Source organism: Streptococcus sp. 27098_8_69 (genome assembly GCF_041432445.1).
Classification (GTDB): Bacteria; Bacillota; Bacilli; order Lactobacillales; family Streptococcaceae; genus Streptococcus.
In genome coordinates this window covers 23,635-35,890 of the sequence record NZ_JAPVZO010000024.1, presented here as the reverse complement: position 1 = coordinate 35,890, position 12,256 = coordinate 23,635, and the positions used below count along the sequence as shown (strand labels likewise).

Below are 12,256 nucleotides of genomic sequence, written 5' to 3'. Positions count from 1 at the left end.
TTTACCTTAATTCGTTTATTGTTGTAGTAATCAATATAGTCTACAATAGCTTGTTCCAAGTGCTCAAGTGATTGAAACGTATTCTCATAACCATAAAACATCTCAGACTTAAGAATGCCAAAGAAAGATTCCATCATACCGTTATCTGGACTATTTCCCTTACGTGACATAGATGGTTGGATTCCCTTATTCTTTAAAAAATGATGATAGAAATCGTGTTGGTATTGCCATCCTTGGTCACTATGGAGAATTGTATTTTCATAATGGTTCTCTGTAAAGGCTTGTTCGAGCATAGCTTTCATTTGTACTAAGTTCGGCGAAGTAGAAAGATTGTAGGAGATAATTTCGCTGTTAAAGCCATCTAAAACTGGTGATAAATAAAGTTTTTGGCTGCTTGCTGGAATGGCAAATGCTGTCACATCTGTGTAGCACTTTTGCATGGGTTTGGTTGCTTCAAATTGACGTTGAATAAGGTTATCTGCTTTCTTGCCAACCTCTCCTTGGTATGAAGAATACTTCCGTTTACGGCGAATTCGAGCCGTTAAACCAAGTACTTTCATAAGACGCTGCACCTTCTTATGGTTCACTACGAAGCCACGATTTCGTAATTCTAGAGTCATGCGACGATAACCGTAATTTCCTTTATGCTCAGTATAAATTGACTGAATTTCAGCTTTAACATCAACATCCTTATCGCTTTGATCCAGCTGTTTTAAGTGGTAATAATAGGTTGAACGGGCAAGCTTAATAATCTTTAGAAGGATATCTAAAGAAAACTCTGTTACCAATCCTTGAACAATTTCCGTTTTTCTTCTTGCTCCTTTTCGTCCCTCAATCGGAGTTCTCTCAACTTTTTTAGAATGGCATTCTCCGCTCTCAAGTACTCATTTTCTGCTTGAAGACGTTCTAATTCTGTCATATCTTCAAATCTCTTCTTTGGCTTACGTCCCATTTTAGGTGGTCTCCCTCTTGTTTTCTCAACAATAGTATACCCGTTTTTCTTGTATTGTGCCAACCAATTCGAAAGCAATCCACTACTTGGAAGAGCATAATCCAGAGACACCCTAATTTGTGAACGACCTTCAAGAAGAACTTTATCAATGATCTCTTGTTTTAGTTCAGGAGAATAGTAACAATTCTTTCCTTTTTTGACGATTTCTATTCCATAACGATCAATCAATTTAATCATGTACTGAAGATTAGAAATGTTTATCCCAAATTGATTTGAAAGTTGTCTGAAGCTCTCTCCTTGCTTTTTGAGTTCATAGATCTGAATCTTATCCTCATATGTTAATTTCATAATAAAAACACCCCGAAAGTTAGATTTTTATGTCTAACTTTTGGGATGCAGTTCACTTTTTGTTCAGACTTTTTTTATGAAATGTCGGATAGGTTACCTTCAAAAAGGTTAAAAGTTTTAAAATGATGCTAAATAGCGTATAATAGTAGAAGAAAGAAGAGAAAGGGATTTCAATATGAATAAACGTTTTTTGTTGCCTGTGCTATCGACAGCCCTATTAGCTCCAGCCTTTTTAGCTGGACAAGTCTATGCTGAAGAAAATACTAGTTCTTCAGAAGCTACAGAAGTTGTGAGCACTACAGAAGCACCAGTAGTGACAGCGACTCCTGAGGTTGTTACAAGTCCGGCAACGCCAGTTGAAGAGGCTGCACCTCAAAAAGAAGAAGCAGATACTGTTATCTTGCATACCAATGACGTGCATGGTCGTATTGTAGAAGAAAAAGGAGTAATCGGAGATGCCAAACTCGCAACGGTTATTGAGAAGGAGCGCGAAAAGAGCAATCAAACGACTCTAGTAGTAGATGCAGGCGATGCCTTCCAAGGTCTGCCAATTTCAAACTCTACAAAGGGTGAAGCACGTGCCAAAATCTTAAACGAGATGGGCTATGATGCTATGGCTGTAGGAAATCATGAGTTTGACTTTGGACTCGATGAAGTTAAAAAATACAAAGAAATTTTGAACTTTCCATTGCTCAGCTCAAACACTTATGTCAATGGTGCTCGTTTATTTGAAGCAGCAACAATTGTTGATAAGAACAAGGATGTTGAAGGTGATGAATTTGTCGTCATCGGTGTGACAACACCTGAAACAGCTACTAAGACCCACCCTAAAAATGTCAAAGGAGTAACCTTTACAGAACCAATTGCAGAGGTTAACAAGGTTATCGAAGAAATTCAAGCTAAAGCCTTGGCAGAAGGCAAAGACTACAAACACTATGTTGTCCTTGCTCACTTGGGAGTTGATACAACAACACCTGTAGAATGGCGCGGTTCAACACTTGCAGAAGCACTTTCAAAAAATCCTCTTTTGAAAGGTAAGCGTGTCACTGTTATTGATGGTCACTCTCATACAGTAGAATCGACTACCTATGGAGACAATGTGACCTACAACCAGACAGGAAGCTATCTCCATAACGTTGGTAAAATCACTTACAAATCTCGCCAATTATTGGGGAATCCTTCACTCATTGCAGCTGCAGATGCTAAGAAATTGGAAGCTAATCCAAAAATTGAAAAACTTGTCAAGGATATCAAACAAAAGTATGACGCTGAAAATGCTATAGAAGTTGTTTCAAATAGTCCAGTTGAATTGAACGGTGACCGTGAAAATGTCCGTGTCCGTGAAACTAACCTTGGAAATGTTGTCGCAGATTCTCTCTATCAATACGGTCAAACAGGCTTTAGTCATCCGACGGATATCGCTGTGACCAATGGTGGTGGCTTGCGTGAAACGATTGCCAAAGATAAGCCAATTACAAAAGGAAATGTCATTGCGGTTCTACCATTTGGGAACACAATTTCACAAATTCAAGTAACTGGTCAGCAAGTTTTTGAAATGTTTGAAAAATCACTCGGATCTATCTTGCAAGTGGATAAGGCAGGAAAAACTGTCTTGGATGAAAATGGTCAACCATTGCTAGAACCAAGTGGCGGATTCTTACAGATTTCAGGAGCCAAGGTCTATTATGATACAAACCTAGCTGCAGGCAAACGTGTCTTGGCTATTCAAGTTAAGAATCGTACGACTGGTCTTTATGAAAAACTAGATTTGGAAAAAGTTTACTACCTAGCAACCAATGACTTCCTTGCAGCAGGTGGTGATGGTTATACCATGCTTGGTGGTGCCAGAGAAGAAGGCCCTTCAATGGATGCTGCCTTTGAAGATTACCTTAAAACAGCTGATTTGACTCAGTATGAAAAGGTAAATCCAAACTCACGCACGATTTCTGTGGATTCAAAAACATTTAAACTACCAGAAGAGCAAGGTAAAGAGCAAGATCCAGCTAAACCAGTAGAAGACCAAGCAACAAAACCGACTCAACCTTCTACTGTAAAAGTTGATTATAAGGTTGCAGATAAGTTTGCTAACAAGACAGTCGTATCAGAAAAATTACTTCCAAATACAGGTAGTGAGCAATCTATTTTCATGATGCTATTGGGTATGATTCTTGGAGCGACAGCCCTCTGGACTAGTCGTAAACAAGAAAAATAATTCTACAAGATGAAAACATCTCAGGTGTTTTCATCTTTTTTCTTGACTCCTTGCTTGGATGTGATATACTTAACTAGTAAAGGAATGGTGTGATACTCAATAAAAATCAAAGAGCAAACTAGGAAGCGAGACGCAGGCTGTACTTGAGTACGCCAAGACGAAGCTGACGTGGTTTGAATTTGATTTTTGAAGAGTATGAAAACCTTGTATTTATAGAAATTCCGTTCTGAGAAAGGAGCAAATCATGAGACAGTTGGCAAAAGATATCGATCAATTTTTAAATGAGATTATTCTCAAGGCGGAAAACCAGCATGAAATTCTCGTTGGTCATTGTACCAGTGATGTAGCCTTGACCAATACCCAGGAGCATATTCTCATGCTTTTATCAGAGGAGTCGCTCACCAACTCTGAGTTGGCGCGTCGTCTCAATGTTAGTCAAGCTGCCGTTACCAAGGCTATCAAATCCTTGGTCAAGGAGGGGATGTTAGAAACGTCTAAGGATCCCAAGGATGCGCGTGTTATCTTCTATCGATTGACAGACTTGGCTCGACCTATTGCTGAGGAACACCAGCATCATCATGAACATACCCTCTCGACTTATGAGCAGGTTGCCACTCAGTTTACGCCAAACGAACAAAAAATTATCCAGCGGTTTTTAACTGCTTTAGTAGGAGAAATCAAGTAATGAGATACATCACAGTAGAGGATTTGTCCTTCTATTATGACAAGGAACCTGTGCTTGAGCACATCAATTACAGTGTTGATAGTGGGGAATTTGTCACACTGACAGGAGAAAATGGAGCGGCAAAGACCACTCTTATCAAGGCCAGTCTAGGTATTTTACAACCACGAATTGGGAAAGTAACCATCTCAAAGACAAATATTCATGGGAAAAAGCTAAGAATTGCCTATCTTCCTCAACAGATCGCCAGTTTTAATGCAGGCTTTCCAAGTACTGTTTATGAATTTGTCAAATCAGGTCGCTACCCAAGAAAGGGCTGGTTCCGTCGTCTGAATGCTCACGACGAAGAACACATCAAGGCTAGTTTAAACTCAGTTGGCATGTGGGAACATCGGGATAAACGGATTGGCTCTCTCTCTGGTGGTCAAAAGCAAAGAGCGGTCATTGCACGTATGTTTGCTTCAGATCCAGATATCTTTATCTTGGATGAGCCGACAACAGGGATGGATGCAGGTACCAAAAATGAATTTTATGAACTCATGCACCATAGTGCCCACCATCATGGCAAGGCTGTTCTGATGATTACTCACGATCCTGAAGAAGTCAAGGACTATGCAGATCGTAACATCCACCTTGTTCGAGACCAAGATTCGCCATGGCGTTGTTTCAATGTCCATGAAAATGACCAGGAGGTGGACCATGCTTAATCTATTTTCTTATGATTTTATGCAACGGGCCTTTTTGGCAGTTATTGCCATGAGTCTCTTTTCACCAGTTCTTGGGACCTTCCTCATCTTGCGTCGTCAAAGTCTCATGAGTGATACACTGAGTCACGTCTCGCTTTCAGGGGTTGCCTTTGGTTTGGTTTTAGGGATTTCTCCGACCATCTCGACTATTGCTATTGTCTTGATTGCGGCGGTCTTTCTTGAATATCTCCGCACGGTTTACAAGAGCTTTATGGAGATTGGAACAGCCATCCTCATGTCTACAGGACTTGCAGTGTCCTTAATTGTTATGAGTAAGGGTAAGAGCTCTAGTTCGATGAGTCTGGATCAGTATCTTTTTGGTTCTATCGTGACCATTAGTCAAGAGCAGGTAATTGGGCTCTTTGTCATTGCAGCTGTTGTGTTGGTCTTGACATTCCTCTTTTTAAGACCCATGTACATCTTAACTTTTGACGAGGATACAGCTTTTGTGGATGGACTTCCAGTGCGTACCATGTCTATCCTCTTTAATATGGTGACGGGGGTGGCTATTGCCCTCATGATCCCAGCAGCGGGAGCGCTTTTGGTATCGACTATCATGGTCTTACCAGCAAGTATTGCTTTGCGTCTAGGTAAAAACTTTAGTTCTGTGATGATACTTGCTAGCGCCATTGGTTTTCTAGGCATGGTGGCAGGACTTTATATTTCCTATTATGCAGAGACACCACCGAGTGCAAGTATTACCATTATATTTGTAGTTGTCTTTTTGTTAGTCAGCTTACTCAAACGTTTTATCAAATAGGAGAAGAAAATGAAAAAACTAGGCCTACTTTTGGCAAGTCTTGTGACACTATTCTTAGTCGCTTGTTCCAATCAAAAACAGGCAGACGGAAAATTAAATATTGTCACAACTTTCTACCCTGTCTACGAATTTACCAAGCAAGTAGCAGGAGATACAGCCAATGTCGAGCTCTTGATTGGGGCTGGAACAGAGCCACATGACTATGAACCATCACCTAAGGCAGTTGCTAAAATCCAAGATGCTGATGCCTTTGTTTATGAGAATGAAAATATGGAAACATGGGTTCCTAAGTTATTAGATTCCCTAGATGAGAAAAAAGTAAAAATCATTAAAGCTACTGGAGATATGTTGCTTCTTCCAGGAAGTGAAGAAGAGGAAGACCATAATCATGGTGAAGAAGGCCATCATCACGAGTATGATCCTCACGTATGGTTGTCTCCTGCGCGTGCGATCAAACTTGTAGAACATATCCGTGACAGTCTTTCAGCTGACTATCCAGATAAGAAGGCGACTTTTGAACAAAATGCAGCAGTCTATATCGAAAAATTGCAAGCCTTGGATAAGGCCTATACTGAAGGACTTTCTAGTGCTAAACAAAAGAGTTTTGTGACTCAACACGCTGCCTTTCGTTACTTAGCTTTAGACTACGGACTCAATCAAGTTTCTATCTCAGGTCTATCACCAGATGCGGAGCCTTCAGCAAGCCGCTTGGCAGAATTGACCGAATATATCAAGAAAAACAAGATTTCTTATATCTACTTTGAAGAAAATGCTTCTCAAGCCCTAGCCAATACCCTCTCAAAAGAAACAGGTGTCAAGCTAGACGTTCTGAATCCTCTGGAAAGCTTGACCGAAGAGGACATGAAGGCGGGAGAAAACTATATCTCTGTCATGGAGAAAAATCTCAAGGCCCTCAAGCAAACAACTGACCAGGCAGGGGCAGAAATTGAGCCAGAAAAAGCAGAGGAAACTAAAACCGTTCAAAATGGCTACTTTGAGGATGCAGATGTTAAGGATCGCACCTTGAGTGACTATGCTGGTAACTGGCAGTCAGTCTATCCTTTCCTTGAAAATGGGACTCTTGATCAAGTCTTTGACTACAAGGCTAAATTGACTGGTAAGATGACCAAGGATGAATACAAAGCCTACTATCAAAAGGGCTATCAAACCGATGTATCTAAGATTAATATCACGGATAACACTATGGAATTCATCCAAGGTGACCAAAGTAAGAAATATACATACAAGTATGTCGGCAAGAAAATCTTGACCTATAAGAAAGGGAATCGAGGAGTTCGTTATCTCTTTGAAGCGACAGATGCGGACGCTGGACAATTTAAGTATGTTCAGTTTAGCGACCACAATATTGCTCCAGTCAAGGCAGAGCATTTCCATATCTTCTTTGGAGGCGCTAGCCAAGACGCCCTCTTTGAAGAGATGGACAACTGGCCAACTTACTATCCAGATGGCTTATCAGGTCAAGAGATCGCCCAAGAAATGTTGGCTCATTAAGATACGATTCACATGATAAAAGCGAACAGGAAAGTTTTCTGGTTATCAGAATCCTCTCTTGTCCGCTTTTTTGAGTTTTGTCAGTTAAAGAGCTTTTGCACTTCTTTTTGTACTTATGGCCTTATTGAATACCAAGTTTTCATTACTTGTCAAAGCCTTGTAAAGCCTTTTCGCGTTCTTCTACTTGTCCCTTGGCATCTAGTTTATTACCACCGTAAACTGCTGTTTCCCATGATCCATACATTGGATTTGGGAAGATGATGAATTTTTCACCAAATTCTTTTTGCAATTCTTCAAGTTGTTTGTCACGATCAGCTTCAGAAGTCTTAGAAAAATCTGCAAAGTCTACAAGGTTATCACCAAATAGTAACACAAGATTTGTCTTTTCTTGAACCGCTTGTCGACGACCTTCTTTGGATTTTACACCACTTTCTAGGAACATGAGGTGATCACGTCCTTGTACAGGAATACCTTCGCTTTCTAGATTTTTAATGGTAGCATCTACTTGGTCGACTGAACGGTCAGAAATATAGTAGATTTGGACACCGTTTTGATCGGCAAACTGAAGAAAATCTTTAGCACCTGGGACGGCTTTTGCTGCAGCTTTTTGGACCCAAACATCCCAATTTTCAGGTGTGAATGCTGTTCCATCTTTGACATTTTGAACTTGATAAGGACTGTTATCTAGGACCGTTTCGTCCAAGTCCAAAACAATCGAATAAGGCTTGTCTGATTCTGTTTTCAGTAATTCCTTTAGACGATCTGTAGCAACATTATAACCTTGTAGATACAAGGCTTTTGTTTCGGCCGCTTTTTGATACCAGAGAGTTGACATGGTATTTTCTCTAGACCGTAGTTGGTCGTAAGTCATTGTAATCTGATTGTCAGATGAGTTATTAGTGGATGTTTGTGTTTCTGTGGATTTTGTGGCGCAGCTGGTCAATAAGATGACAGATGCAAGTGCAGAAACGATTGTAACAGTGGTTTTAGCTGTTTTCATAAAATGTCTCCTGTCTATTAATTTCAATAACAGTATAGCATGAGGGAATAGTTAAGGCAAGCGTTTTCCTAAATATGGACTTGATTTTTCAAAGAAAGATGTAGATAATTAACGGATTAGAGGAAGAGAAAAATATTTTAAACCCTTGAAAAATCAAAGAAAATCAGGTATAATGTAAATAATCATTTGTCGTAGGTTTTGTCTGAAATATTGTCCGGACAAGGCTCACAGCAGTTAAATCTCCTGAAAAAGTCGGATTTAGCTGCTCTTTTTGTGCTTTTTTTCAGTTTTTTTGACCTTTGTAACAAAGATTTAAAGATTCTGAAAATTAGTCGAGGGGGATAAGTTGATAGGGTTTTTAGAACCATCTAACGATAATTACTAGCTTAGGTCACTAAGCTTGGAACTTTATTTAAAAAGGAGAATCATCTTGGCAGGACATGACGTTCAATACGGGAAACATCGTACCCGTCGTAGTTTTTCAAGAATCAAAGAAGTTCTTGACTTACCAAATTTGATTGAAATTCAAACTGATTCATTCAAAGATTTCCTAGACCATGGTCTGAAGGAAGTGTTTGAAGATGTATTGCCAATTTCAAACTTCACAGACACAATGGAGTTGGAATTTGTTGGCTACGAAATCAAAGAACCTAAATATACGCTTGAAGAAGCTCGTATCCACGATGCCAGCTACTCAGCGCCAATCTTTGTAACCTTCCGCTTGATTAACAAAGAAACTGGCGAAATCAAGACACAGGAAGTATTCTTTGGTGATTTCCCAATCATGACTGAGATGGGAACCTTTATCATCAATGGTGGTGAACGTATCATCGTATCACAGTTGGTGCGTTCTCCAGGTGTTTACTTTAATGACAAGGTAGACAAAAATGGTAAAGTGGGTTACGGTTCAACTGTTATCCCTAACCGTGGAGCTTGGTTGGAACTTGAAAGCGACTCAAAAGACATTGCCTACACTCGTATCGACCGTACTCGTAAGATTCCATTTACGACCTTAGTTCGTGCGCTTGGTTTCTCAGGCGATGATGAAATCTTTGATATCTTTGGTGATAGCGATCTTGTTCGTAACACTGTTGAAAAAGATATTCACAAGAACCCAATGGATTCTCGTACAGACGAAGCTTTGAAGGAAATCTACGAACGCCTTCGTCCAGGTGAGCCTAAGACTGCTGAAAGCTCACGTAGCTTGCTTGTAGCTCGTTTCTTTGACCCACGTCGTTATGACTTGGCTGCAGTTGGTCGTTACAAGATCAATAAAAAACTCAATGTTAAAACACGTTTGCTTAACCAAACAATTGCTGAACCATTGGTAGACCCTGAAACAGGTGAAATCTTGGTAGAAGCTGGAACAATCATGACTCGTAGTGTGATTGAAAGCATTGAAAGCCATTTGGATGGCGATTTGAACAAGATTGTCTACATTCCAAATGATGCTGCCGTAGTAACAGAACCAGTTGTTCTTCAAAAATTCAAGGTTGTTGCACCAACTGATCCAGACCGTGTTGTAACTATCATCGGTAATGCTAATCCAGATGACAAGGTTCGCATCGTAACTCCTGCGGATATCTTGGCTGAGATGAGCTACTTCCTCAACTTGGCTGAAGGTATTGGTCGTGTCGATGATATCGACCACCTTGGGAACCGTCGTATCCGTGCTGTTGGTGAATTGCTTGCTAACCAAGTACGTCTAGGACTTTCTCGTATGGAACGTAATGTCCGTGAACGTATGTCTGTTCAGGACAATGAAGTCTTAACACCACAACAAATTATCAATATCCGTCCAGTAACTGCAGCAATCAAAGAATTCTTTGGTTCTTCTCAATTGTCACAGTTCATGGACCAACACAACCCACTTTCTGAGTTGTCACACAAACGTCGTTTGTCTGCCTTAGGACCTGGTGGTTTGACACGTGACCGCGCTGGATATGAAGTGCGTGACGTGCACTACACTCACTATGGTCGTATGTGTCCGATTGAAACACCTGAAGGGCCAAACATCGGTTTGATCAACAACTTGTCTTCATACGGGCACCTCAACAAGTATGGTTTCATTCAAACACCATATCGTAAGGTTGACCGTGCAACTGGAAAAGTAACTAACGAAATCGTTTGGTTGACTGCTGATGAAGAAGATGAGTACACAGTAGCGCAGGCTAACTCTAAATTGAACGCAGATGGCACTTTTGCTGAAAAAGTTGTCATGGGACGTCACCAAGGGGTTAACCAAGAATACCCAGCTTCAAGTGTTGATTATATGGACGTTTCTCCTAAACAGGTAGTTGCCGTTGCGACAGCATGTATTCCTTTCTTGGAAAACGACGACTCCAACCGTGCCCTCATGGGTGCCAACATGCAACGTCAGGCTGTACCATTGATTGATCCAAAAGCACCTTACGTTGGTACTGGTATGGAATATCAAGCAGCCCATGACTCTGGAGCGGCTGTTATTGCTCAGTATGATGGTAAAGTTACTTATGCCGATGCTGACAAAGTAGAAGTTCGTCGTGAAGATGGCTCATTGGATGTTTACCATATCCAAAAATTCCGTCGTTCAAACTCAGGTACTGCCTACAACCAACGTACGCTTGTTAAAGTTGGCGACGTTGTAGAAAAAGGCGACTTTATTGCAGATGGACCTTCTATGGAAAATGGAGAAATGGCGCTTGGACAAAACCCAATCGTTGCCTACATGACATGGGAAGGTTATAACTTCGAGGATGCCGTTATCATGAGCGAACGCTTGGTGAAAGACGATGTCTACACATCTGTCCACCTTGAAGAATACGAATCAGAAACTCGCGATACAAAGCTTGGGCCTGAAGAAATTACTCGTGAAATTCCAAACGTTGGTGAAGATGCCCTTAAAGACCTTGACGAAATGGGTATTATCCGTATCGGTGCTGAGGTTAAAGAAGGTGATATCCTTGTAGGTAAAGTAACACCTAAGGGTGAGAAAGACCTTTCAGCTGAAGAACGTCTCTTGCACGCTATCTTCGGAGACAAGTCTCGTGAAGTTCGTGATACTTCTCTTCGTGTACCACACGGTGCCGATGGTGTTGTTCGTGATGTTAAGATCTTTACACGTGCAAATGGAGATGAATTGCAATCAGGTGTTAACATGCTGGTTCGAGTTTACATCGCTCAAAAACGTAAGATCAAGGTCGGAGATAAGATGGCCGGACGTCACGGAAACAAAGGGGTTGTCTCTCGTATCGTTCCTGTAGAAGACATGCCTTACCTTCCAGACGGAACTCCAGTCGACATCATGTTGAACCCACTTGGGGTGCCATCACGTATGAATATCGGTCAGGTTATGGAGCTCCACCTTGGTATGGCAGCTCGTACCCTTGGTATTCACATCGCAACACCAGTCTTTGACGGAGCAAGTTCTGAAGATCTTTGGTCAACTGTTAAAGAAGCTGGTATGGATAGCGATGCTAAGACTATCCTTTACGATGGACGTACTGGTGAGCCATTTGACAACCGTGTATCAGTTGGTGTCATGTACATGATCAAACTCCACCACATGGTTGATGATAAATTGCACGCTCGTTCTGTCGGACCTTACTCGACCGTTACCCAACAACCACTCGGAGGTAAAGCTCAGTTTGGTGGACAACGTTTCGGTGAGATGGAGGTTTGGGCGCTTGAAGCCTATGGTGCATCAAACGTACTTCAAGAAATCTTGACTTACAAGTCTGATGATATCAACGGACGTTTGAAAGCATATGAAGCTATTACAAAAGGAAAACCAATTCCAAAACCAGGTGTTCCAGAATCCTTCCGAGTTCTTGTCAAAGAATTGCAATCTCTTGGTCTTGACATGCGTGTCCTTGACGAAGATGATCAAGAAGTGGAACTTCGTGATCTTGATGAGGGCATGGACGAAGATGTCATCCACGTAGATGACCTTGAAAAAGCACGTAAAAAAGCTGCTGAAGAAGCAAAAGCTGCTTTTGAAGCTGAAGAAGGTGCAAAAGCGGAAGCAACAGAAGAAGCTACTGAACAAGAATAAGTAGCTCATTT

8 protein-coding genes are annotated in these 12,256 nt (G+C 41.1%); 6 read left to right on the top strand and 2 right to left on the bottom strand.

What is annotated here, in order from left to right:
- A protein-coding gene (locus O3658_RS08510) for an IS3 family transposase (RefSeq protein WP_371560837.1) occupies positions 1-1,300 on the bottom strand; the annotation gives its coding sequence in 2 pieces (ribosomal slippage) (positions 1-859 and positions 859-1,300; 1,301 coding nt annotated over the 2 pieces). This gene is flagged as partial in the annotation.
- Between the two features lie 175 nt (positions 1,301-1,475).
- Between O3658_RS08510 and nt5e the strand changes: the two genes are divergently transcribed.
- The 5 genes from nt5e to O3658_RS08485 all read left to right on the top strand — a co-directional run bounded on the left by nt5e (position 1,476) and on the right by O3658_RS08485 (position 7,212).
- Positions 1,476-3,512 (top strand): cell surface ecto-5'-nucleotidase Nt5e, encoded by a 2,037-nt coding sequence (gene nt5e, locus O3658_RS08505; protein ID WP_371560835.1) that lies wholly within the window; start codon positions 1,476-1,478, stop codon positions 3,510-3,512.
- 244 nt (positions 3,513-3,756) lie between these two features.
- Positions 3,757-4,197, top strand: a complete 441-nt coding sequence (gene adcR, locus O3658_RS08500; RefSeq protein ID WP_371560833.1) for a zinc-dependent transcriptional regulator AdcR — start codon at positions 3,757-3,759, stop codon at positions 4,195-4,197.
- A complete protein-coding gene (locus O3658_RS08495; RefSeq protein WP_316108278.1) occupies positions 4,197-4,901 on the top strand; it encodes a metal ABC transporter ATP-binding protein in 705 nt (234 codons plus the stop codon). Before adcR ends, O3658_RS08495 begins: the two co-directional genes overlap by 1 nt.
- Positions 4,894-5,700 carry a metal ABC transporter permease gene (locus O3658_RS08490; protein WP_371560831.1) on the top strand — a complete coding sequence of 269 codons (807 nt, stop codon included), beginning with the start codon at positions 4,894-4,896 and terminating at the stop codon, positions 5,698-5,700. Before O3658_RS08495 ends, O3658_RS08490 begins: the two co-directional genes overlap by 8 nt.
- 9 nt (positions 5,701-5,709) lie before the next feature.
- Positions 5,710-7,212 (top strand): zinc ABC transporter substrate-binding protein AdcA, encoded by a 1,503-nt coding sequence (locus O3658_RS08485; RefSeq protein ID WP_371560829.1) that lies wholly within the window; start codon positions 5,710-5,712, stop codon positions 7,210-7,212.
- 142 nt (positions 7,213-7,354) lie between these two features.
- Here O3658_RS08485 and O3658_RS08480 read toward each other — a convergent pair whose 3' ends face one another.
- Positions 7,355-8,212 (bottom strand): 5'-nucleotidase, lipoprotein e(P4) family, encoded by an 858-nt coding sequence (locus tag O3658_RS08480; protein WP_371560827.1) that lies wholly within the window; start codon positions 8,210-8,212, stop codon positions 7,355-7,357.
- A gap of 430 nt (positions 8,213-8,642) precedes the next feature.
- On the opposite strand from O3658_RS08480, the gene O3658_RS08475 reads away from it, so the two are divergent.
- A complete protein-coding gene (locus O3658_RS08475; RefSeq protein ID WP_371560826.1) occupies positions 8,643-12,245 on the top strand; it encodes a DNA-directed RNA polymerase subunit beta in 3,603 nt (1,200 codons plus the stop codon).
- The last annotated feature ends 11 nt before the right edge of the window (positions 12,246-12,256 follow it).

Coding starts and splice junctions, on each gene's coding strand:
- O3658_RS08490 (WP_371560831.1), top strand. CDS start 4,894: ATGCTTAATCTATTTTCTTATGATTTTATGCAACGGGCCTTTTTGGCA.
- nt5e (WP_371560835.1), top strand. CDS start 1,476: ATGAATAAACGTTTTTTGTTGCCTGTGCTATCGACAGCCCTATTAGCT.
- O3658_RS08480 (WP_371560827.1), bottom strand. CDS start 8,212: ATGAAAACAGCTAAAACCACTGTTACAATCGTTTCTGCACTTGCATCT.
- O3658_RS08495 (WP_316108278.1), top strand. CDS start 4,197: ATGAGATACATCACAGTAGAGGATTTGTCCTTCTATTATGACAAGGAA.
- O3658_RS08485 (WP_371560829.1), top strand. CDS start 5,710: ATGAAAAAACTAGGCCTACTTTTGGCAAGTCTTGTGACACTATTCTTA.
- adcR (WP_371560833.1), top strand. CDS start 3,757: ATGAGACAGTTGGCAAAAGATATCGATCAATTTTTAAATGAGATTATT.